This window comes from Roseateles sp., from assembly GCF_039595295.1.
In the GTDB taxonomy this organism is placed as follows: Bacteria; Pseudomonadota; Gammaproteobacteria; order Burkholderiales; family Burkholderiaceae_C; genus Roseateles.
Map to the genome: position 1 here is coordinate 1 of NZ_JBCNLU010000053.1, position 21322 is coordinate 21322.

General features: G+C 68.9%; 25 protein-coding genes and 1 pseudogene. 9 read left to right on the forward strand and 17 right to left on the reverse strand.

All coding sequences use genetic code 11. The features are described 5' to 3' along the window. Positions 1 to 233: 233 nt before the first annotated feature. Entirely contained in the window at positions 234 to 896 is a 663-nt protein-coding gene (locus ABDW59_RS22630) for a glutathione S-transferase (protein ID WP_343633398.1), read from the reverse strand. Continuing rightward, entirely contained in the window at positions 884 to 1366 is a 483-nt protein-coding gene (locus ABDW59_RS22635; RefSeq protein WP_343633400.1) for a GreA/GreB family elongation factor, read from the reverse strand. Before ABDW59_RS22635 ends, ABDW59_RS22630 begins: the two co-directional genes overlap by 13 nt. Positions 1367 to 1483: 117 nt before the next feature. Here ABDW59_RS22635 and ABDW59_RS22640 point away from each other — a divergent pair, with 117 nt between their 5' ends. Together ABDW59_RS22640 and ABDW59_RS22645 are read left to right on the forward strand one after the other, a co-directional pair. Then, a complete protein-coding gene (locus ABDW59_RS22640) occupies positions 1484 to 2863 on the forward strand; it encodes a TAXI family TRAP transporter solute-binding subunit (RefSeq protein WP_343633402.1) in 1380 nt (459 codons plus the stop codon). 203 nt (positions 2864 to 3066) lie between these two features. Further along, a complete protein-coding gene (locus ABDW59_RS22645; RefSeq protein WP_343633404.1) occupies positions 3067 to 3759 on the forward strand; it encodes a thiol:disulfide interchange protein DsbA/DsbL in 693 nt (230 codons plus the stop codon). 62 nt (positions 3760 to 3821) lie between these two features. On the opposite strand, the pseudogene ABDW59_RS22650 reads toward ABDW59_RS22645, so the two are convergent. The 3 genes and pseudogenes from ABDW59_RS22650 to ABDW59_RS22660 all read right to left on the reverse strand — a co-directional run. After that, positions 3822 to 4844, reverse strand: a pseudogene (locus tag ABDW59_RS22650) (serine hydrolase domain-containing protein); the annotation flags it as partial. Between the two features lies 1 nt (position 4845). Continuing rightward, complete coding sequence (locus ABDW59_RS22655; protein WP_343633406.1) at positions 4846 to 5445, reverse strand: hypothetical protein; 600 nt, start codon at positions 5443 to 5445, stop codon at positions 4846 to 4848. Beyond that, on the reverse strand, positions 5442 to 5963 hold the full coding sequence (locus tag ABDW59_RS22660; protein ID WP_343633408.1) for an RNA polymerase sigma factor: 522 nt from the start codon (positions 5961 to 5963) through the stop codon (positions 5442 to 5444). The genes ABDW59_RS22655 and ABDW59_RS22660 overlap by 4 nt, the downstream gene beginning before the upstream one ends. A gap of 195 nt (positions 5964 to 6158) precedes the next feature. On the opposite strand from ABDW59_RS22660, the gene ABDW59_RS22665 reads away from it, so the two are divergent. After that, on the forward strand, positions 6159 to 7457 hold the full coding sequence (locus ABDW59_RS22665; RefSeq protein ID WP_343633410.1) for an acetyl-CoA C-acyltransferase: 1299 nt from the start codon (positions 6159 to 6161) through the stop codon (positions 7455 to 7457). Between the two features lie 112 nt (positions 7458 to 7569). Further along, positions 7570 to 7923: a DUF1428 domain-containing protein gene (locus ABDW59_RS22670; protein ID WP_343633412.1), complete on the forward strand. Its 354-nt coding sequence runs from the start codon at positions 7570 to 7572 to the stop codon at positions 7921 to 7923. On the opposite strand, the gene ABDW59_RS22675 is transcribed toward ABDW59_RS22670, so the two are convergent. From ABDW59_RS22675 to ABDW59_RS22690, 4 genes are all read right to left on the reverse strand, one after another. Beyond that, entirely contained in the window at positions 7907 to 8278 is a 372-nt protein-coding gene (locus ABDW59_RS22675) for a tetratricopeptide repeat protein (RefSeq protein ID WP_343633414.1), read from the reverse strand. The two genes, ABDW59_RS22670 and ABDW59_RS22675, sit on opposite strands and share 17 nt — an antisense overlap. 85 nt (positions 8279 to 8363) lie before the next feature. Further along, on the reverse strand, positions 8364 to 8762 hold the full coding sequence (locus tag ABDW59_RS22680) for a response regulator (protein ID WP_343633416.1): 399 nt from the start codon (positions 8760 to 8762) through the stop codon (positions 8364 to 8366). A 30-nt stretch (positions 8763 to 8792) separates the two neighbouring features. Continuing rightward, a complete protein-coding gene (locus ABDW59_RS22685) occupies positions 8793 to 9233 on the reverse strand; it encodes a BLUF domain-containing protein (RefSeq protein WP_343633418.1) in 441 nt (146 codons plus the stop codon). A 360-nt stretch (positions 9234 to 9593) separates the two neighbouring features. Then, positions 9594 to 10232, reverse strand: a complete 639-nt coding sequence (locus tag ABDW59_RS22690; RefSeq protein WP_343633420.1) for a hypothetical protein — start codon at positions 10230 to 10232, stop codon at positions 9594 to 9596. A gap of 93 nt (positions 10233 to 10325) precedes the next feature. Here ABDW59_RS22690 and ABDW59_RS22695 point away from each other — a divergent pair, with 93 nt between their 5' ends. Beyond that, complete coding sequence (locus ABDW59_RS22695) at positions 10326 to 11264, forward strand: AEC family transporter (protein ID WP_343633422.1); 939 nt, start codon at positions 10326 to 10328, stop codon at positions 11262 to 11264. Here ABDW59_RS22695 and ABDW59_RS22700 read toward each other — a convergent pair. Together ABDW59_RS22700 and ABDW59_RS22705 are read right to left on the reverse strand one after the other, a co-directional pair. Continuing rightward, on the reverse strand, positions 11168 to 12238 hold the full coding sequence (locus tag ABDW59_RS22700; RefSeq protein ID WP_343633424.1) for a DUF1028 domain-containing protein: 1071 nt from the start codon (positions 12236 to 12238) through the stop codon (positions 11168 to 11170). The genes ABDW59_RS22695 and ABDW59_RS22700 overlap by 97 nt on opposite strands. Positions 12239 to 12353: 115 nt before the next feature. Further along, the gene (locus ABDW59_RS22705; RefSeq protein WP_343633426.1) at positions 12354 to 12752 is read right to left on the reverse strand and encodes a hypothetical protein; all 399 of its coding nucleotides are present in this window, start codon (positions 12750 to 12752) and stop codon (positions 12354 to 12356) included. Positions 12753 to 12975: 223 nt separating this feature from the next. Here ABDW59_RS22705 and ABDW59_RS22710 point away from each other — a divergent pair, with 223 nt between their 5' ends. Together ABDW59_RS22710 and ABDW59_RS22715 are read left to right on the forward strand one after the other, a co-directional pair. Beyond that, positions 12976 to 14088, forward strand: coding sequence for a S41 family peptidase (locus ABDW59_RS22710; protein ID WP_343633428.1), 1113 nt, complete (start codon positions 12976 to 12978; stop codon positions 14086 to 14088). A gap of 25 nt (positions 14089 to 14113) precedes the next feature. Continuing rightward, positions 14114 to 14674, forward strand: coding sequence for a TlpA disulfide reductase family protein (locus tag ABDW59_RS22715; RefSeq protein WP_343633430.1), 561 nt, complete (start codon positions 14114 to 14116; stop codon positions 14672 to 14674). 9 nt (positions 14675 to 14683) lie between these two features. Here ABDW59_RS22715 and ABDW59_RS22720 read toward each other — a convergent pair whose 3' ends face one another. Together ABDW59_RS22720 and ABDW59_RS22725 are read right to left on the reverse strand one after the other, a co-directional pair. Next, complete coding sequence (locus tag ABDW59_RS22720; RefSeq protein WP_343633432.1) at positions 14684 to 15175, reverse strand: hypothetical protein; 492 nt, start codon at positions 15173 to 15175, stop codon at positions 14684 to 14686. Between the two features lie 4 nt (positions 15176 to 15179). Next, positions 15180 to 15440 carry a hypothetical protein gene (locus tag ABDW59_RS22725; RefSeq protein WP_343633434.1) on the reverse strand — a complete coding sequence of 87 codons (261 nt, stop codon included), beginning with the start codon at positions 15438 to 15440 and terminating at the stop codon, positions 15180 to 15182. Between the two features lie 90 nt (positions 15441 to 15530). On the opposite strand from ABDW59_RS22725, the gene ABDW59_RS22730 reads away from it, so the two are divergent. Next, on the forward strand, positions 15531 to 16601 hold the full coding sequence (locus ABDW59_RS22730; RefSeq protein ID WP_343633436.1) for a PHB depolymerase family esterase: 1071 nt from the start codon (positions 15531 to 15533) through the stop codon (positions 16599 to 16601). A gap of 24 nt (positions 16602 to 16625) precedes the next feature. On the opposite strand, the gene ABDW59_RS22735 is transcribed toward ABDW59_RS22730, so the two are convergent. The 4 genes from ABDW59_RS22735 to ABDW59_RS22750 form a co-directional block, all read right to left on the reverse strand. Next, entirely contained in the window at positions 16626 to 17516 is an 891-nt protein-coding gene (locus tag ABDW59_RS22735; RefSeq protein ID WP_343633438.1) for a metallophosphoesterase, read from the reverse strand. 143 nt (positions 17517 to 17659) lie between these two features. Continuing rightward, positions 17660 to 19042, reverse strand: coding sequence for an ATP-binding protein (locus ABDW59_RS22740; protein WP_343633440.1), 1383 nt, complete (start codon positions 19040 to 19042; stop codon positions 17660 to 17662). Continuing rightward, positions 19042 to 19980, reverse strand: coding sequence for a response regulator transcription factor (locus ABDW59_RS22745; protein ID WP_343633442.1), 939 nt, complete (start codon positions 19978 to 19980; stop codon positions 19042 to 19044). The genes ABDW59_RS22740 and ABDW59_RS22745 overlap by 1 nt, the downstream gene beginning before the upstream one ends. 120 nt (positions 19981 to 20100) lie before the next feature. Beyond that, positions 20101 to 20463, reverse strand: a complete 363-nt coding sequence (locus ABDW59_RS22750) for a hypothetical protein (RefSeq protein WP_343633444.1) — start codon at positions 20461 to 20463, stop codon at positions 20101 to 20103. Positions 20464 to 20579: 116 nt separating this feature from the next. Between ABDW59_RS22750 and ABDW59_RS22755 the strand changes: the two genes are divergently transcribed. Then, a complete protein-coding gene (locus ABDW59_RS22755) occupies positions 20580 to 20717 on the forward strand; it encodes a hypothetical protein (protein WP_343633446.1) in 138 nt (45 codons plus the stop codon). Positions 20718 to 21322 lie beyond the last annotated feature (605 nt).

Here is a 21322-nt window from a genome sequence, read left to right on the forward strand (position 1 = left end):
AGAAGCAATCGCGCCGAAGGCGACGGCCTTGATGGTGGTGCTGGTGGCGGATTGCATGTTGAGGCGGGTGGTGGTCATGTCGTTCTCCTGAAGGCGTTGGCTGTGTCGATGGAGTCAGTGTCGTCATAGCCACCGCGCCTTTCGAGCACCAGGAGACGAAGCCACATCCGCGCGGCGTGAGATGCATCCGCGGCGGATGAACGGAAAGCGCAGGACGCGTCAGGGAGTCGAGGTCAAAGCGGCGGAAACCGATTCACCCCATCCGATGGCAGCTTGTGCATGCAGGCGACGAAAAGCGGGTGGTCGAGCCAGCCATTCAGCCAGGCGCGTAGCGACGGCAGGTCCAGTGTCTCGAACCATCCCGGCTGCACGGCGGCGAACTGGCGGACAAAGGGAAGCACGGCCAGATCGGTGGCGCATGGCGTGGCGCCGCCGAGGTAAGACGCCTCTCGCAGCCGCGCTTGCAGCGGTTGCAGAAGCACCTCCACCGCCTGGTCGCGGTGTGCGTCCGGCGCGAGGGCCTCATCCGGGTAGCGCTGGGGGTACTTCCAGCGGTCCAGGTGACGCTTGAAGTCACCGTCATTGCGCTGCAGCAGGTCCAGGTTCTCGGGCGACTGCGCCCGCGCCCAGCAGTCCTGAGCTTCGGGCGTCGCCATTGCCCAGTGCATGATGTCCCAGCTCTCTTCGATCACGCCGCCGTCGGGCAGCTGCAGCACGGGCACCGTCGCTTTCGGGGAGAGGGCCAGCAAGCTGGCGGGCTTGTCGCGCAAGCTCACTTCCACCGCCTCGAAGGCCCGCCCGGCTAGTAGCAGCGCCATCCGTGCGCGCATGGCGTAGGGGCAACGGCGGAAGGTGTAGAGCCGCGGCAGGTCGGGCTCGCGGCTCAACGAACCCATAGCACCTCGAACTGCTGTCGACTGGCGGCGATCTGGATCGACACCTCGTCCCCTTCATGTTTGCCGAGCACCGCCATGCCCAACGGGGCGCCGCTGCTGATGACCTGCACGAGCTGATCATCGCTCTCCAGTTTCATGCTGCCGCCGTCCGGGCCGAGAAAGAGCAGTTGCTGCCTGTCGTCGGCGTCGACCAGGCAGACCAGCGCGCCGAGCTGGATGCCCGCCGCGGCATCGTAGGCACGCGGGCGGAACTGGCGCCAACTGGCCATCGCCTGGCGGATGGCTTCCGCGCGGCGAGCCTGCCCGCTGGCGAGGTAGGCGGCTTCGAGACCCAAGGTGTCGTACTTGTTCTCGGCGATGTTCTCTTCGTGCGTCGCCGTTTCATGCGCGACGCGCGCTGCCTGTTCGGTTTGCAGCAGGTCCTCGGCGAGCCGGTCCAGCACCTGCCGCTGCAGCAAGAGTTTGTCCATGATGAAGAGAAGAAATCGGGAAATGCGGGAGCGTCCGGATTGTGAGGCCACGAGCGGCCGTCACGCCTGCGGCCCTGGACTACGATGCCCCGTTCCTCCCTTGGCAAGATCTCGCCCATGACCCCGATCCAGCAATGGCATGCCACCCGCAGCCTGCGCCTGCTGCTCCAGACGCTGCGCGACATGATGCTCTCGATGGGGCCGCTGCTGCTGCTCGGCGGCGGCCTGCTGGTGGCGGCCTATTGGTGGTTGGACCCGCAGCCGCCGCGCCAGGTGCGGCTGGCCACCGGGCCGGTCGGCAGCGCGTACGCCGGCTTCGGCGAGGGCTATGCCAAAGCGCTGGCCCGCGAGCGCATCCAGGTGACGCTGATACCCAGTGAAGGCGCGCAGGACGACCTCGCCCATCTGCGCGCGGGCACGGCCGACGTGGGCTTTGTCCGCGGCGGCATGGCCGATCCGGTGGCCGACACCGAGGCGGGCATCGTCTCGCTGGGCAGCCTGTTCTACGAGCCGATCTGGATCTTCTATCGCCGCGATCTCGCCATCGCTCGCCGGCAGCCCGGTGGCGAGTTGCAGCGGCTGACCCAGCTGCGCGGCCTGCGGGTCAACGTGGATCAGGACGGCAGCGGCGTCCCTCAGATCGTCGAGAAGCTGTTGGCGCTGAACCATCTGAAGCCGACCGATCTGCGGCTGTCCAACCTGTCGCCCGACGACGCCGGCGCGGCGCTGCGGCAAGGGCAGCTGGACGCCGCGGTGCTGATCTCGGCGCCGCAGGCCGGACTGATCCGGGCGCTGCTGCGTGACCCGACCATCGCATTGATGGCCTTCGAGCAGAACGAGGCCTACTCGCGTCACTTGCCATTCCTGTCCATGGTGACGCTGCCGCGCGGCGTGGTGGACCTTTCGGCCGATTTGCCGCCGCATGACGTGCCGCTGCTCGCGACGACCACCGCGCTGCTGGCGCGCGAGCAGACGCATCCGGCGCTGCGCCAGCTGTTCGCGCAGGCGGCGCTGGGCCAGCACAGCGAGGCGGGTTGGTTCAACGGCGCGCGCGACTTCCCCAACACCCGCACCAGCGAACTGCCGGTCAGCGCCGAGGGCGATCGCGCCATCAACGGCACGCCGCCGGCCTGGGCGCGCTACCTCCCATTCTGGGCCGGCAATCTGCTGGAGCGCATGTGGCTGGTGGTGGGCGGTTTGCTGGTGCTGATGCTGCCGCTGTCGCGCGTGGTGCCGCCGCTCTACACCTTCCGGGTGCGCTCCCGCGTGTTCCGCTGGTATGCGCGGCTGCGCGAGGTAGAGGCCAAGCTGGAGACCGGCACCGGCGAGCGCGAGGCCTTGCTCGACGAATTGGACGAGCTGGACCGGGTCACCCACCGCATCGCCGTGCCGCTGTCCTATGCGGAAGAGCTCTACGCGCTGCGGAACAACATCTATGCGGTGCGCAAGCGCCTGCTGGCGCAGCGGCCCCGGTCGACAGGCGGGCAGGGCGACTGAGGCCCCATCGCCATCGCGCCCGAGACCCATCGAGACAGCAAAACCGGTCAGGCTCATTGCCGGCTCGCAGGGCCGAAGCGATCTGGACGCTGTCCGAGGGAACCCCTGATCGGGAAGGCCATTCCGGCTCACTGAGCACTAAGGCTCCGGCCCAAGAATCGCGGCCACTTCCCATTCGGAGAGTGCACATGAAACGACGAGTCATGCTGGCGACGCCGGCCGTGCCGATGCTTGCATCCTTCTGCGCTGCGTCGATCGCGGCGGGATCCGCGGGGACGGCTGCGGCCGCACCGCCAGCCAAGGGAGCTTGGCGACCCATCGAGGGCCAGCACTACGAGAAGCTGTCGACACCCATCGCCTCATCGGCCGATGGACGAATCGAGGTGGTCGAGTTCTTCTGGCTGGCCTGCGGCCATTGCAGGACCTTCGATCCGCTACTGGAGTCCTGGCATGCGCAGCGCCGGGAAGTCGTCTCGCTGCGCCGTATCCACATTGCCGGGCGAGCCCAGGTCGCCGCGCATCAGCGCATGTTCTTCGCGCTTCAATCCCTGGGCGTTCAGGAGCAACTGAGGCCTCGTGTGTTCGAGCTGCTCATCGAGCAGAGGAAGCCGATGAACACGCCGCAGGAGCAGGCGGCGGCACTCGCGGATACGGGCCTCGATGCGAAGCGCTTCATGGAGGCCTGCCAATCATTCTCCGTGGCCGCCAAGTGCCAACGGGCCAATCAGCTGCAGGAGCGCGCGGACGTGGTCACGGTACCGATGCTGATGGTCGGAGGACGCTTCAAGACCTCGCCCGGCATGGCCGGACGGGGCGCGCAGATGTCCGAGATCGAGAGCGGGCGGCGAGCGCTCGAAGTGGTGGATGCGTTGATCGCGGGACCCTTGCGGGGATAGACCCGATCCCGCGGCGCCAATTCCGGCAACAAGGCCGTCATCGCCAGCGAGTCGACGGAGCGTTGTGCGCTGGCCAGCACCACGACCCCGCGACGCCCGTCGGCGGTGAAGCCGATGAAGCTCGCAAAGCCGCCGGTCATGCCGTTGTGCCACACCACCTGCTGTCCCTTCAGCGTCGTCACATGCCACGCGTAGCCGATCCGCGTCCCGGGCGCGCCCGTGTCGCGCAGCGGCGTCTGCACACGATTGAACGCCGTATCGGATTCGGTCGCGCCGCGCATCGCCGCGCGCAGGTACAGCAGGAGGTCGTCCACGTCCGACTTCAAGGCGCCCGCGCCCGCCAGCGCGTCGAAGTCCCATCCGGGCACCGGTCGTCCATCGGGACCATGTCCCGGCATCCACCGATCGCGCGCCGATGCGTCAACGGTCACGCCTGTCGACGTCATCCCCAAGGGATCGAGGATCCGCGTCTTCACGAGCTCCCCATACGACTGCTTCGTGCGGTTCGCGAGCGCGTATCCCAGCAAGCCGTAGCCCAGGTTGGTGTACTCGTAGCGTTGTCCAGGACGCACCGGCAGTTGATAGCTCCCGAGGAAGGCGCCCAAGGCCCGACCGTCGTAATCGACGTATGGGTTGTCGATGTCCTTGGGCTTGAGGTTGGACGGCAGGCGCGGCAGGCCCGAGGTCTGCGTCGCGAGATCGACGAGGGTGATCGGCTGGCCCTCGAAGGCGGGGATCTTGATGGCCGGCAGCAGGGCGCTCACCGGCTCCTCCGGCTTGAGCCGGCCGGCGACGATCTCCTGTGCCAGCAGCAGCGCGGTGAAGGTCTTCGTCACCGAGCCGATCTCGTAGAGACTGCGGCCATCCGGCGTCGGCGAGCCCCTCGCCGAGAAGCCGACCACCGTGCTGCGATCGCCCTCGATCAGGCCGATCACGAGGCTGGAGGCGCCGCCGGCCGCCGCATGGCGCTCCGCCATGGCCCTCGCGCGCTCGTCGAGTACCGGCTGCGCCAGGGCGCTGGCGTTCAGCAGGAAGAGGGCGCCCGCGATCACGCGTGACGGGAGGCGGTTCATCGAGGGAATCATGTCAGCGGTCCTCCTGGTCGAGTTGATCGATCTGCTGCTGCAGGCGATGGGCGGAGAAGCGGTTGAAGAGGATCACCGCGACGAAGATCGCGACGATCACGAGGTTGGCCGCCAGACCGCGCGCGAACGGCGCCTGGGGACCGAGCTCCGTCTCCACGCCCCAGCGGAAGACGATCACGCCGGGGAGGAAGGGGCCGACGTACCACCATGCCGCCGAGCGCAGCGCATCGCGTTGCCGCACCCATTGCGCACGCCGGTAATCGAGCCACGATTGCGCGCCGAGTTCCGTCGGCGTCGCTTGCGACGAGCCCCGGCGATGCAGTTGCCAGGCCACCACCAGCGCACCAAGGATCACAAGCAGGCTGCCGGCCCGCATCCGCGGGAACGGGAACGACACCAGGTACAGCGCGAAGACCATCACCACGGCGGCGCAGGCGAGGTACTCGAGGGCGTTGCGCCACTGCACGCGGCGCCGAAAGCGGTTGGCCGAGCGGCGCAGTTCGTCGGGGGCGAACTCGACGACGGGCGTGGGCTGGCTCTGCCACAGGCGCTTCAGGCCGTCGTCGGCATCGGGCATGCCGGGATCGGAGGAACGGTTCATCGCTGGGCCTCCTGGAGGCGAAATTGCTGGGCCAGCACCGCCTTGATGCGGTGCACCTTGGTCGCGACGTTGCGCGCGGACAGTCCGGTGATCTCGCCGATGGCGGCGGCGTCGACGCCCTCGAGGTAGAGCAGCATCACTTCCCGATCCGCCGGCTTGAGCCGATGGATCAGCGCGAAGACCCGCTGCAGATCGATGCGGCGCTCGGTCAGCGACATGTCCGCGCCGTCGTGGATGACGGCTTCCGCCTCGGCGTCGTCCAGCGCGAGGTAACCCCGCTCGGCGACCCTGCGGCTGCGCTCGATGTGGCTGGCGCCGACGTTGTGGGCGATGCGGTAGACCCAGGTGCGGAGCCCGCATTGGCCGCGGAAGCCCGCGAAGCTCTGCCACAAGGCCACGTGGACGTCCTGCAGCAGTTCCTGGCGCCGCGCCTCGTCCCGCTCATACCCCGCGACGAAGCGCGTCACCTCGGGCCCGTGGAGACGGATGGCCTCGCGGTAGAGGGTGTCCGGATTCATCGACCGCTTCCCCGTCGTTGTTGTCATGACCCAGGTAGTCCCTGGACGGCGGAGTTTCTTACAGCCGCCCATTCGTGGTCGGACCTCATTCACCGACTCGACCCGAACGCGGTAGGCTCGCGCCGTTTCCCGTGGGCAACTCGAAGGGCGATTCGTGTTCGCCGCATGTCTGCCATCCATTCAGGAGCACAGCGAATGACCACCTCCAACAGCCCCCGTCCCGAGGTCTGGCTCGCCGCCGGCGTCCGCACGCCCTTCGCCAAGGTCGACGGCGCTCTGGCGGGGCGCGACGCGCTGCGCTTGTCGGTGCCCGTGGTGCGGGCCATGCTCGCTCAGCTTCAGGGTGGACAGCCCGATTTCGCCGTCTGGGGCTGCGTGGCGCCGAATCTCACCTGGAGCAACCTCGCCCGCGAGGTGCTGATGGAGGCCGGCGCCCCCGCGACGATCCCGGCCTTCTCCACGGTGATGGCCTGTTCCACGAGCATGGTGGGCGCCTTCGAGGCCGCCGGCATGATCGACGACACGCGCGGTCGCTCATTGGCACTGGTGGGCGGCGCCGAGAGCATGAGCCGCGTTCAGCTCGGCCTGGGGCAGAACCTGTCGGACTGGATGCGAGGCTTCCAGAAGGCGCGGTCGCTGGGGCAGAAGCTCTCGCATGCCGTGGAGCTCAAGCTGCGGGACTTGGCGATCTACCTGCCGTCGGTGACCAACCGCACGACCGGGCTGAGCATGGGCGAGCACACCGAAATCACCGCCAAGCAGTGGCGGATCGCGCGCGCCGATCAGGACCGGCTCGCGCTGGACAGCCATCAGCGCGCGGTCGCGGGCTGGGAGCGCGGCTTCTTCGACGACCTGGTGATCTCGATCGACGACGTGACCCGTGACGGGATCCCGCGTGGCGACACCTCGCTCGAGAAGCTGGCCAAGTTGTCTCCCGCCTTCGACCGCACGAGCGGGCAGGGGACGCTCAGCGCGGGCAACTCGTCGCCGCTGACCGACGGCGCGGCGGCCTTGTGGGTGGGCTCGCAGGAGGGGATGGAGAAGCTGCCTTCCGCGGCGCATCGCGTGAGGCTCGTGGATTGGGAGCTGGCCGCGGTGGACTTCCGGGTCGAGGGTCTGCTGATGGCGCCGGCCTTCGCCATTCCGCGGCTGCTGGCGCGTCATGGCCTGCGCTACGACGACGTCGCGCTGTGGGAGATCCACGAGGCGTTCACCGCGCAGGTGCTCTTCCATATCAAGGCGCTGGAGGACGAGACATTCCTGCGCGAGAAGGTCGGCATCGACATGCCAGGACGCTTTGGCAGCTTCCCGCGCGAGCGCATGAATCCCAACGGCGGCAGCACGGCGCTGGGGCATCCGTTCGGGGCGACGGGGGCGCGCATCCTCAGCCAGGCGATCAAGGAGACCGCGGCCCTGCCGCCCGGCAGCTTCGCGATCGTGAGCATCTGCGCCGATGGCGGGCAGGGGAGCGTGGCGTTGTTGCAGGCGGGGTGAACGACGAACGCCCGGCGCGTCCTTTGCCCGCTCTTGGTCCTGTCGATTTCCCCGTTCCCCGTTCGTCGTCCAGGACGCGGCATCTGCGCCGCGCCCACAACCGGAGAGCCGCATGAACTACGTGGATGGATTTGTGATCGCCGTGCCGACCGCCAAGCGCGAGGCTTATCGCCAGCTGGCCCAGGACGCCTCGGCCGTGTTCAAGGACCATGGCGCGCTCAGCGTCGTGGAGTGCTGGGGCGATGACGTGCCCGAGGGCAAGGTGACCTCCTTCTCCATGGCCGTGCAACGCAAGGCGGACGAGACCGTCGTCTTCTCGTGGATCGTCTGGCCGTCGCGTCAGGTGCGCGACGAAGGCATGAAGAAGGCGATGGAAGACCCCCGCATGGACCACGATCCCAAGAACATGCCCTTCGACGGCCAGCGCATGATCTTCGGGGGCTTCGAGATCATCGTTGAAGCTTGATCGCGAGTCGTTTGAGAAAGACTTCGATCTCCTTGATCGACTGCAGGTCTCCGTGTGCCTGGGCCGCCTCCAGGCCGCGGCGCCATGCGGCTTCGGCCTCGTCGGCTCGGCCGAGCTTCTCCAAGGCCTTGCCGAGCAGCTTCCACGCGGCCGAGTAGGCGGGATCCTGCCGGGTGGCTTCTCTCAAGTGCTGCTCGGCGACCTCGAACTGCTCCTCCCGCAGCAGCGCCTGGCCCAGGCCGTATCGCAGCATCGCGCCGTCGCGGCCGCTGGCCAGCAGGCGCTCCAGGTTGGCGCGGAGGCTGGGCGGGGCGGGCGGCGCAGGGGTGTCGGGCTTCTCTTGATCGGTCGTCATGCGGCGAGCATGGCCCGTCGGCGCCCGGCAGTCATGTATTCCCGGAGTTCACCTGCGGGGTGAAGGGTCGATGGCAGCGTGCGCCTCACACCACCTTGATCCGCGCCCCTTCCCAGGTCTTGGGCGCGGTGGACAGCACGGTCAGCGCCTGCAGCAGGCGCTCGATGTCCAGCAGCTTGTCGTAGAAGCCGTCGATGCCGGCCTCCACGCAGCGGGGGCCGTACTCGGACTCGTCGGCGGTGGTGACCAGGTAGGCCGTGCCCTTGAAGCCGCCGCTGCGCAGGCGCTGCAGCGCGTCGAAGCCCGATCCCGAGCGCAGCCCCACGTCCGCCAGCACCACGTCCGGCACGCACAGCGTGGCCGTGACCACCGCCTGCTCCTCGCTGCCGGCCTGGCCGACGACCATCGCGCCGGGCACGGCGCGCAGCCGCTCGGACAGGTACTTGCGGAAGGTGTCGGAAGCATCGATGAGGAGGATCTTCATGATGAGGCGGCGGTGGTGGGTGGGGTGTCGTCAGGCCGACAGGGCCAGGGTCTTCATCGCGGAGGGCCACCAGACCGGGTCCTTCGCATGCTGGTCACGCAGATGCGCGACCAGCTCGTGGCCTTCGCGCAGGCCGTCGCGGACGGCGACGGTCAGCTCGGCGGAGATGTCGTCGACCAGCAGCTCCATGGACCAGCGGTCGAAGAAGCGGTGTTCGGTCGTGGTGTCGTCGACCACGAGCAGGTCGTCGTGACGCGGGTCCTTGCGGATGCGCTGCAGGGTCTGGCCGACCGCGTCGGGCGAGCCTTCCAGGACTTGCGCGAAAAGGCCGGGCGCCAGGGCCAGGACGCCCGAGATGTCGTTGCGACGGTTGTTCATCTGCGCGCTCGCCACGATGCGGCGCAGCGAGGTGTCGGTGACTTCCTCTCCGATGCGGCTGATGTACAGGAGTCGACGAAGCAGACTGCTCATTCTTCGATGGATGCTCATTGAGGGATGCCGTGGATTCTGCGCGCGTCCCCCTGCGTCGATGACCAGCGAGCGGTCGAGGACCGCTCCAGGACACGCAGCTCGCCCGCAGAACTCGATCTCCTTGACCCGCCGACGGATTCGGTGCGATGAGCGCTTCGCCTCCCGCGGGGAAAAGAGCGGCCCGACCGCGTCAGCGATCGGGCCAAAGTCGATACCTGCAAGTCTGCTACGCGGTCCCGAGCTAGGACTCGGAGATCGCGGATTGATTCTGCTGAGCCCGGCCCTCGCGCACGAGGGGCGATGCGCTGAAGCGGGTGTCAGGCGTTGCCCTACACGGGGGATGGGCGTGACGGAGTTGGCTCATCGCCAGGAATCGTCCAGTGCGCGAGTCTCGCCCACCCGGCCAGTGAAGCGAGCCGAGGTGATCTCCAAGTCCCGATCGGCGATCCAGGCCTTCACGGCGTCGCGTGCTTGCGGCGGGAGGTCATCAGGCCCATATGCCAGGGATCCGACGGACAGGCGACAGGCGCGCCACTTCCATTCACCGGCGATGCGCTGCAGGTCGCAGTCCGCCGTTGCCGCGATCGCCGTGCCGTGCGCCGTGTCCAGCCACAGGAAGCCCTTGGCGCCGCAGTCATGCGGACGGCAGGCCGACATCGAGACGGAATCGCCCGACGTTCGGACCGGATCAGGCGGCCCCCAAAGATCCTGCGTGACGGCTTGGCGAAGGGGCCGAGGCACCAGCGCGCGGAGAGTGCCGGCCATCTTCGGATCCTGGATCGCGGCGTTGGTCGACTGATCGACGTGGCGGAGCGCCCAGCTCGTGTCGACCGCCTCGGCGGCGATCGCGAGGGGCGGGCCGAACAGGGCGATCGTCACCGCCAAGCCGACGACCGTGTCGATGGACGTGCCAATGAAGCTGCCGATGAACCGGCCGACGGAGGATCCCGACCGGGACGGTGCGAGGCGGTGAGCGGCTTGATTCATGGCGAGCAGCATAGGAGCCGGGCGGATCGCGCCGCAAGGCCGTGGCCGTGAGACTTTCTTCCGTGCGCCGAAGCATAGACTCGGGCGTCCGCGCTCCTCCCGTCCATGGCTTCCACGCTCACCATCCTCTTGCCGCTCTTCGCCCTGATCGCGGTGGGCTACCTCGCCCGCCGGCGCGGCGTCCTGGACGGCAACGCCGGCAGCGCGCTCAACGCGTTCGTCGTCTGGCTGGCGCTGCCCGCGCTGCTGTTCGAGGTGACTGCCACCAGCTCGTGGACGGCGCTCTGGCAGCCCGGCTTCATCCTGGCCTTCGGCCTGCCCACGCTGCTGGTCTTCGCGGTGGTCTTCGTGCTGCGTCGGCGCGGGGGACGCCACATCGCCGACGCCAGCGTCGACGCGATCGCGGCCACCTATGCCAACACCGGCTACGTGGGGCTGCCGCTGTGCCTGCTGGTCTTCGGGCGGAGCAGCCAGGTCGAGGCCACCATCGCCACGCTGATCGTCGTGTGCGTGCTGTTCTCGATCGCCGTGGTGCTGATCGAGGTCGGCCTGCAACGGGCGGCCGGCTCGCGCGGCCGGACCTTGGTCGCAGCGCTGTCGCGATCGCTGAGGAATCCGGTGGTGCTCGCGCCTATCGCCGGGGCCGTGTTCTCCGGCACGGGCTTGACGCTGCCGCCGGTCGCCGAGTCCTTCCTGAAGATGATCGGCCAGGCGGCGACGCCGTGCGCCTTGGTGTCGCTGGGGCTGTTCCTCGCGGATCGACCGCAGGGCGCAGAGACCAACCGCCGCGCGTCCCTGGCGCTGTCGGCGGTGAAGCTGGTGGCGATGCCGCTGCTGACCTGGGGCTTCGCGAAGTTCGTCTTCCACCTGCCGACCCGCACGGTGCATGCCGCCGTGCTGCTAGCGGCGCTGCCGACGGGCACCGGGCCCTTCATGCTCGCGGAGTTCTATCGGCGCGAGGTCGGCGTCGCCTCCTCGGCGACGCTGATCACCACGGTGCTGTCGCTGGGGACGCTCACGGCCTTGCTGCTGGCTTTCGCTTGAGGGTCGGGCGGCACCGGTCGCGCCAGCAACTGTTGGTAAGCCGGCATCGCCTGCAGCGGTCGATACAACGGATCGCCGGCCTCCGCCGCCGCCCAGCGCGGATTGAGCGCTGCAAATGCCGTCAGCGCACACAGCGCCTGTTCGTGATGGCCCAGTGCCATGTCTAGGCGCGCGGCGCGTCGCCAGATCCGGTCCCAATCGCTGCCGAGTCGGATCGCCTCGTCGATCGCGGCGCGGGCCTCGCGGACGTGGCCCGCGCGCTGATGGCGCTCGGCCAGCAGCACGGTGTCGTGGGCCTGTCGGAGATTCAGCAAGCGGCGCAACGCGAGCACCGGCTCCGCGGCCGCGTCGACGCGGAGGTCGACGTCCTGCCAGTCGCCCTCGGGCGTGCGCACCAGCAGCGCCGCCGACATCGCGCCGATCGATTGCCCGCCCGCATCGCGGCCTGCCTCCAGCGCGGTCATCAGCCGGGCGGCGAGCGGTCCTGAAGCGCGCAGAAAGGCGTCGCGCATCGCCTCGGTCACTTGGCGACCGGCCAGGCCATTGCCTTGCGCGCTGAAGCCGGGTCCGCTGGTCGCGCCGGCCCAGGGCGAGGCGGCGGCCTGTTTGCCGGTGAAGGCCGCGCCGTCGCCCCGTGCGCCGACGACGCCGAGCTGGCGCCATTCCGGCCCCTGATCGTCGAAGGCGCCGTCCTTGTCAAGCAACTCTTTGATCGCTGCCGACGCGGTCGCCCCTTGAGACAGCAGCGCGAGGCCGCTAGCGCCGTGACGGGGATGGGTCTCGAACTGCGAGGCGATAGCACCCACGCGCGCCTGGGCATGGATCACCGTCGCGCCGACCGCGAGGTTGTGCGTCGCGACGGCCGCGCCGCAACTGCCGTCGGCATCGCAAGCGACGATGGAGAACGTGGCCGCTGCGGACAGCGGCAACGCGATTCCTCCCAGCAGCGCCGCAGCGCAGAGCCAAGTCTTCATTCCGGAGCCCTCACTAAGCGTCGACGCGTCGGCGTCGATCAATCGGGCCGATTGGCGCATCGGTGGGGCGGGCGGCCAGACGTCATGGCGAGCTCGACGCGCGCCGGATCGCGGATCAGTGGGGCGGCGCCTGATCGCGATCGATGTGGTTCTGATGCCCGTGGTGGTGCGTGCCGCCGCTGTAGTTGCAGTAGGCCTCGCACCATTGGAGCGGGTCGCGGCTGGAGAGATTCCACTGCGTGGGCACGGCCTGCGGCAACGCGGCGCGGGTGACGGGCTTGACGGTGAGCACGCGTCGCTCGACGTCGATCGTTTCGATGAGGAACTCGTCGTCGCTTAGCTCGAAATGCTTGTGCAGCAAATTGACGCCGAATCGATCGAGCTTGCCATGTGCGAGCAGCACCTCGCGCAAGCCGGCCAGACACGCCGCGTCGGCGGCGTCGAGCTGAGGGTTGATGTCGGTAATGTCCGGCACTTCGGACCATTGCATGGCAGTGACGACGACCTGATTCATCGGAAGCTCCTCGGGTGTGACGGGGCCGGGAAAGACTAGGCGGTCGAGTCGGCCGGCAGGGGCTGCTCGTCCGCAATCCTGATGATCAGGAAAACCCCAGGTGGGTTGTGCTCAGGCCCAACCAGTCCCAGATGCACCCCGTGAAGGGGGATGGCGTAGCGTTCTATCGGGACATACAAGCTCCTTCGCATTTCATGCGGCGCTGAGGTCCGGCACCGCTCCGATGGCTTTGGACGAGGGGGCGAATCCGATGCGCGTTTGGCTCAAGTTCGCGAGGATGGTCTGCGGCGCGGCGCTCGCGCTGATGTCGGCAGCAGGACCCGCAGTGATGGCGGTGGCGACCGCATCGGCGATGACTTCGACTCAAGAGATCAAGCTGAGCGCGCAACTGGACGATTGGCGTCTCGACGGCGCGGTGCCGCGGCCCACTGACCTTCCGGACGTCCTGTCGGTGGAGGCGGCGAATGGTCCCAACGGCGTCCTGATCTCGCGCAGCATCATTCAAGTCCTGCCCCGGGGAGGCGTCGGTCAGCTCAGCGTCGAACTCACAGCCAGTGCACCGTTAAAGGCCGTATTCGGCTGGGTCCGGATCGAGTATCCGCATCTGCGCTCTGCGGTGTTCATTGCCCAATCGGTCGCTCTGGAGGGGAACAAGGCGTCGATGTCGGCGCCTCTCTACTTGCCTTTGGACGCGACAGGCGTCTCAATGTGGATGAAAGTGATCGGGCTGCCTGACAAGGACAGGCTGAGCATCGCCGCCAAGCTGGTGCCTGTGGAGTCAGCGCTTCCGAATGCCGAGGTCGATCAGGTGATCGATGTGATCCGCCGCAGAGCCATTCGCAGCAAGGACGTCAACTGGGAAAGCGTGAGCGCGATGGCGCGCACGATCGAAGCGCGACGTGTCGGTGGATCGGGCGTCTCGGATGCGGCGCTCAAGTTCATCGTGACCTCGCTGGGCGATGGACATAGCTTCTTGATTGCAAATGAGCCGCCCGCTCAGCCGGTCGCGGTGTTGCAGGACGGGCGCTCCGCGAGCTCCGCGGAGGCATTGCTGATGGCTTTCAAGCGCCGGCCCGAGACCCGCTTGTTTGGAGCCCCATCGGCGGGGTTGACGACGGCGAATGCAGTGGTTGACGTGGCCGGCAAGTCGGTGGCCCTCTCGACCTCCATGATGGCGGACAGCTACAAGGTGACGTATCCGAAGGGCATCGAGCCGGACGAGGCGATGAGAGAGACGGAACTGCGCGCAGCGCCTGATGCAGAATCCCTGAGGGCGCCGATCGCTTGGCTCGAATCGAGATGCAAGAGATCCGAAGAGACCTTGAGCGTGAAATGACGATGACCTTGAACAGGGAGAAACAATGAAGATCCGCACCGTAGCGCTTGCTGCCCTCATCGCCCTTGCCGGACTGCAAGGCGCGGCCCATGCCACCGAAACCGCGTACACCCCGATGGCCAAGTTCGGCATCGAGGTCGGCGCACCGTTCCCGCTGGAGCAACTGTCCGATCCCTCGGGCCGGGCGATCGCTCGGGAGCGATGGCAGGGCAAGAGCGTGCTGGTGAACTTCTATACGAAGTACTGCGCGCCCTGCATCAAGGAAGTGCCCAAGCTCAATGAGGTCATGAAGCGCCGCGGTGACGTCCACGTCCTGGCCATGACGCCGGATCCGCGCGCCGAAGCCGCCAAGTACGTGAAGCAGCACGATCTGCGCTGGCCCGTGGCGGCGGACGCGGGCGCGGTGATGGGCAAGCAGCTCAATGTGCAAGCCTTCCCCTCCTTCGCGCTGTTGGACGCGCAGGGCAGGCTGGTGGCCACCGTCATGGCGAATCAGCTGGGCGGCGAGGACGGCCACGCCACCGTCGAAGGCATCGAGCGCTGGCTCGACGCGCAGCTGGCGATCGCGGCGAAGCAAGGCGGCTGAATCCGCCGGCTAGGAATCGGCGGACTCGACGATCAGCACGCGCAGCGGATTCGCATAAGAGCGACAGCTGGATTGCAGCTTGGCGAGCAGGGTGGCGGTGATCGAGGGGTCCCGCTCCCGCACCATCAGCAGCGTGGCGCGCCGGGGCCGGAACGCCTCGGCGTGGTCAAGCGTTCCCTCGCGCCACCAGCCGCAGTCCCAAGGATCGGCGCGGCGAGCCGGGCGTGAGCTTACGCACTCGCGCGCCTGCAGTTGCAATCGCCACGCCAGGCCCCGCCAGCGACCCAGGCGCTGCAGTTCATGGCTGCCGTCGAGCGCGCAGGCCACGCCATCGAGGCCGGCCGTCGCCGCGACGCGGGTCACGCTCAGCGGCTCCGTGAGCGCGGGGAAGGCGCCGTCCTCGCACCAGGCGCGCAGGCGCCCCAGCAAGTCCGCGTCGACATCGGCCACAGGGTCCGGTGGCGTCATCAGCACGTCGTCGAAGCGACGCGGCGCGCGCACGGGCTCAGCCTCCGCTGGCCTTGCCGGCGTGAGGCGCGCTCGCCGGGGCGGTCACGCCGAAGGGAATCACGCGGACGCCCGAGGCGGCGGCACCTGTGCCGTTCGCCTGCGCGGGCTGCGGGGGCGCCTTGGGCGAGCTCAGACGGATGACGGTGAACATGTCGCTCACCGCGCCGCGCAGCTGCGTGGCGAAGAGCAGACCGGCGATGGCCATGACGATGGCGGCGATGCCCGCAACGACTTTGACGGGGGAGATTTTCTGCATGAGGGGCCTTTGACAGGGCAGGGAGCGTAACCCATGCTGGGAGCGGCGGTTGCCGGCCCACCAGATCGCCTCGCGCACCTCGGCCGCCTCATGTCCAAACGCCGCGCCCTGTCCCCGTTGTCCAAGGTCTGGCGCCGCACGCTGCGCGCGGCGACGGGCCAGGTCTTGCGTGCCACGCAGGCGGCCACCCAACAGGTCGTGAAGAAGGCGGCGAAGAAGGTCGCCGCTGCGCACACCGCGTCCAAGCCGCCCAGCGACGGGCGCGGCGACTGGATCGCCGGATTGACCCTGAGCCGATCGGGCCCGCGGCGCTATCGGCTGTTCCGCCCCGCAGGCATCGCTTCCGGAGCGCGCGTCCCGCTCGTCGTCATGCTCCATGGCTGCGGTCAGGACGCCGCCGGCATCGCGCGCAGCACGCGGATGAATCGGGTCGCGGCGCGCGAAGGCTTCTTCGTGCTCTATCCCGAGCAAAGCCGCCTCGCCAATCCTCAGCGCTGCTGGAACTGGTTCGAGACCGAGTCCGGTCGCGCGCAGGAAGAGATGGCACAGATCCTCGCCGCCATCGATCAAACGGCGCTGCTCTATCCGATGGACCGTGCGCGCGTGGCCATCGCGGGGCTCTCCGCCGGCGCGGGCATGGCGGCCCTGCTCGCCACCGCCCATCCCGATCGATTCCGAGCTGTCGCCATGCACTCGGGCGTGCCGCCGGGGCTCGCGTCGTCGACCCCCAGCGCCTTGCGCGCCATGCGCGGCCTGGCTTCGCCGCCCGACATTGCCGCGCCGCCCGTCGGGCCACGCGATGCGACGCGGGGTGCGGCGCGGGGTGCGGCGTCTGATGCGCCGAGCTGGCCACCGCTGCTGGTGATCCAGGGGACGAGGGACCGCGTCGTCGCGCGCGTGAATGCGGGCGAGGCCGTCCGGCAATGGTCGGTCGCGGCCGGCGCGAGCGCCCGCGCCGCACGCGAGGTCCAGCGTGGGAAGCGGCATCCGATGACGGTCACCGACTTCAAGCGCGGCAGCGTGCTCGCCGCGACGCTGGTCGAGATCGACGGCCTCGCCCATGCCTGGAGCGGCGGCGCCGCGAAGGAAGCGTTCAGCGACCCCGCCGGTCCCGACGCCACCGCGATGATCTGGCGATTCTTTGCGAAACATCTGCGGTGAGCACGGGCCTGCCGCGCAGAGCGCTCATCGCGGGGCCGCGCCGATGCTGAACATCACCCATTCCGGCCGCATGTTGAAGCGCACCGGATAGATGCTCACGCCCAGGCCGCTGGTGATGTACAGCGGCTTCCCGCCGACATCGACCCAGCCATGGGTCTTGTCGCGCGGCCAGCCGTGCGGCGCGACCGCGGAGCCGTAGAAGGGGATCCACACCTGACCGCCGTGCGTGTGACCGGCAACGGTCAAACCAGGCATGGGCGGCAGCGCGCGCGCACTGGCCGGGTCGTGCATCAGCACCAGCGCCTGCGCGCCGGGCGGCAGCTGGCGGGCGGCGAGCTCGGGCTGATCGTGCTGCGTCGTGCGGTCGCCGACGCCCACCACCCACAGCGCCGTGCCGGGCAGCGGCACCGCCTGGTTCAGCAGCACCGTGATGCCGGCCGCCTTCAGCGCGCGGTTGAAGCGCCCGCCGTTGGTCCACCAGTCGTGATTGCCCAGCACCGCATAGACGCCGTGCGTGGCCTTGAGCCGGCCCAGTACGGCGGCGATCTGCTCGGGCGTCGTGCCGTCCTCGCCGCGGCCGGACATGAAGTCGCCCGGCAGCAGGATGACGTCGGGCTTCGCGGCGTTGATCTCGTCGACGATGGCGTTGGCGCGCGCCACCGTCATCACGCGCTGGAGCGGCTCCTGACCGATGTGCCAGTCCGAGGCGGCCACGACTTTCAGGCCGTCCGGCCCGCGCCAGTCGGGAACCCGCACTTCGACGTCGCGTCGCGCGACCCAGCGCGGCTCGATCAACACCGACCAGGCCGCGAGCAGGGCCAGCATCAGCAGCAGGATCAGCAGCGTCTTGAAGAGCTTGAGCAGCGCTCGCAGCGGCCAGGGCAGGGGACGGGACGAGGGACGGCTCGGCGGCATCGAGAAGCGGGGGGCGGTGGAAAGAAGCCGCCAAGTAGAGCATGGCCCTCGTTAGGCCTGCCTGAGTCGAGGATCTCCGCGCTTGGCCGCCGTGCCGCCAGGGGCATGTCTCGCCTTGGTGGGATGGCCCGGCGCGGGCGGCTTCAACCGCCCAGCCGCAGCTCCGCGAGCAGCCCGCCGCCGGGCCGGTTCGACAGCATCAGCGTGCCATGCTGCTTGAGCGTGAGCTCGCGAGCGATGTAGAGCCCCAGGCCCGCGCCGCCGGTGTGGCGGTTGCGCGAGTCCTCCAATCGGAAGAAGGGCTCGAAGACGGCTTCGAGCTGATCCTCCGGAATGCCGGGACCCGAGTCCGCGACCCGCAACCAGGCGCCGCGCGCATCGCGGCCCACGCTGACCTCGGCGCCGCCGCCGTAGCGCAGCGCGTTGCCGATCAGGTTGCCCACCACGCGCCGAAGCGCCATCGGCTGGCCCTTGGCGAGCACCGACACGCCCTGGTCGTCGAAGCGCACCGGCTCGCCTTGCTCCAGCAGGTCGTCCGTCATCGCCTGCGCCAGTGCGTGCAGGTCCACGTCCTGCTGCGACTCGGCCGCGCCGGGGCCGTCGCCGCGGAACAGCTCCATCACCGCGTCCACCAGCGCATTCATCTCGCGGATGTCCTCGACCGAGCGCTCGCGCTGCAGATCGTCGATGTCCAGGGTCTCCAGCCGCATGCGCAACCGGGTGAGCGGCGTGCGCAGGTCGTGCGAGATCGCGGCCACCATCAGCCCGCGCTCGTTGAACTGGCGTCGCAGCTGGCGCGCCATCGCGTTGAAGACGCGGGCCGTCTCGCGCACTTCCAGCGTGCCGGCGCGTTCGTCCAGCAGCGGCAGCTTGTCTTGCTGATGCAGCGTCTGCCCCAGCGACTGCGAGGCTCGCGCCAGCTCGCGCATCGGCCGCGCCAGCCAGCGCGAGGCCAGCCAGGCGGCCAGACCGGTGACCAGCAGCCGGATGCCGTAATCCAGCAGCAGCTCCTTGGTGCTGAGGCCGCGGAAGGGGCCGGGACCGGGACCGCGCGCCTGCTGTTCGCGCTCACGCATGGCGCGGAAGTCGGGGCCGACCAAGCCGCCTCCGGTCATGTCGCCGGGCAAGGTCACGTCCCGCATCTCCCGCATCTCCCGCATCTCCCGCATCTCCCGCATCTCCCGCATCTCCCGCATCTCACGGAAGTCGCGCAGGTCGCGGGGGCTGGGCAATCCGTGGGGCTCGCTGGCCGCGCGGGGGGATGGGCCTGGACCGGGGAAGACACCGGGGCCGGGGCCTGGGCGGTTCATCAGTCCGGGCATGGGAGGCAGCGTGGGCGCGGTGGGCATGTGCGCGACCTTGAAGTCGTCGCGGCCCCAGGTGACGACGCTGATGGCCAGCGCCTGCGCCGCCACCAGCGTGATCCACATCGTCAGGAAGATGCGCCGCGCCAGCGTGTCGCCGAGCACCCGTGCGACGACCTCGCCCAGCCGGCGCCAAGCGCGCGTGAGGCGGCCAGCGCTCATCAGCTCTGCACCTGGGCGTCGAAGAGATAGCCCTCGCCGCGCATGGTACGGATCAGGCGCGGCTCCTTGGGCGAGTCGCCCAGCTTCTGCCGCAGCCGCGAGATCGTCAGGTCGACGCTGCGATCGTTGACCTCGACGCCGGGCGCGCGGGTGAGTTCGATCAGCTGCTCGCGGCTGAGCACGCGACCGGGGCGCTCGACCAGCGCGCTGAGCATGCGGAACTCGGCGCTGGACAGTGGCACCACCACCTGCTGCGGCGACACCAGCTGGCGCAGCAGCCGGTCGAAGGCCCAGCCCTCGAAACGGAACTCGCGGCGGGTCTGGGACTCGCTCTCGCCGCGGCGCGCGCGGCGGCGGATCGCGTGGATGCGGGCCACCAGTTCGCGGGGCTCGAAGGGCTTGGAGAGGTAGTCGTCGGCGCCCATCTCCAGGCCGAGCACGCGGCTGATCGGGTCGCCGTGCGCGGTCAGCATGATCACCGGCACGCTGGCGTGATGCTGCTGTATCCATTGGCACAGGGACAGGCCGTTCTCGTCGGGCAGCATCAGGTCCAGCACGACGACGTCGAAGACCTGCGTGGTCATGAGCCGGCGCATCTCGCGGCCGTCGGCCGCCGTGCTCACCGTCACGCCGAACTTGTGCAGGTAGTCCTGCAGCGAATCGCGGATTCCCGCATCGTCATCGACCACCAGACACCGCGTCATGCGCTCCTCCACGACAGGGACCGGCCGCGCGCCGGACCCAGGCTCGGACGATACACGAGCGTCGTCGCCGGACGAGGCCTCGTTCGCACGCGCGGGCGGTGCGCCCATCAGCGTGCGCGTCGCCGGCAGGATCGCGTCGGCGGGCTCGCCCATCAGGCCGCTCGTGCTGCCCAGGCGCTTCCAGCCGTTGGGGTCGCGCTGGCCGCCCCAGGCCCGCAGGGCTTCGTCCTTCATCGTCGTGTCCTCATGTGCGGAATCAAATGTGGCGCCCGTGGCACCGGTGGCGCTTGTGGCACCTGCGTGATCGTTGTGCCCCGGATTGGCCGTCGGCGTCGACCTGGCGCAGCCGACCGATCAGGCCGCGATGCCGACGGTCAGCGTCGCCGCGTAGCCTGCGCTGACGCTGCCGCTGAGCGTCGCCAGCTGCGTGCTGTAGCCGTCGCTGAAGACGTTGTCGGTGGCGAAGCTGATGCGGTTGAAGTTGGTCAGGCTGCTGGCGTAGCCGGTGGCGCTGGTGTAGACCGTGGTGCAGACATCCGTGGGGAAGGCGATCTGCGAGGTCTTGATCTTGTTGGCATAAGAGGTCGCCGCCGTCGCGCTGCGGTAGACCTCGAAATGCATGTGGGGCATGCGGCCGTCGTAGCAGCCGGGGAAGATGGTGGTGAAGGTGACGGTGCCGTCGCTGCCGGTGCTCTGCACGCCGCGCAGGTAGTTCATCGTTGATGACGCTGCTGCTGTAGAGCGAGTAGCGGCCTTCGCGGTCGCAATGCCAGAGGTAGATGGCGTAGCCGGACAGGTCGGCGCAGCTGCTGCCGGTGTTGACGAGCTTGAGCGTGAGCGTCAGCGGCACGCCGCCAGCGGTGCCGGACGCGGTGCCGATGCTGCTGCGGATGTCGGAGCGGACGATGCCGCTGAGCGCCAGCGCGTTGGCGATGCCGCTGCCGTTGCTGTTGGAGCCGTCGCCGGGGTAGGGGCCGGCAGTCTCCTCGGGGATGACGCTGCAGCTGGAGGTGGTGGTCGTGCCGGTGGAGCCGCTGCCGGTGGTGGAGCCGGTGTTGGTCGTGCTGGTGCCGGTGTCGGAGCCGCCACCGCCGCAGCCGACGAGGGCCAGTCCGCCGGCGCCGGCGAGTCCGGCGAGCAGGCCCAGCGCGCGGCGGCGCTGTTGGAGGACGCTCAGATCATGGGCGAGGCCCAGGTCGTGGTCGTGCGGTTCAGCGTCGTGATGGGAGGCGTGGCGGGTAGGCTGCATGGCGGACTCCTGTGGGGTGTCCGTCATTGAGCCCGGCGTGCATGTCGTCGGGTTATCGACTTTGTGTCAGGGTGGACAAGAAGCCCCTCGCCCGCTTGCGGGAGAGGGGTTGGGGTGAGGGCCGTCGCAGGCCAGAGCGCCTGTTGAAGCGGGGTCAGAGCATCCGTCAAAGCGCAGCCAGAGCACCGTCGGAGCGCAGGCGGGCCTGTCCGAATTTCTGTGTGTGAGGCTCATTGGACCTTCACTGAGTTCGTGAAGCGGGTTGGCGATGTTACGGGGTCAGTTTCTTGAAGCGATCCTCGTAGAGGATGGCGAACTGGTTCATCG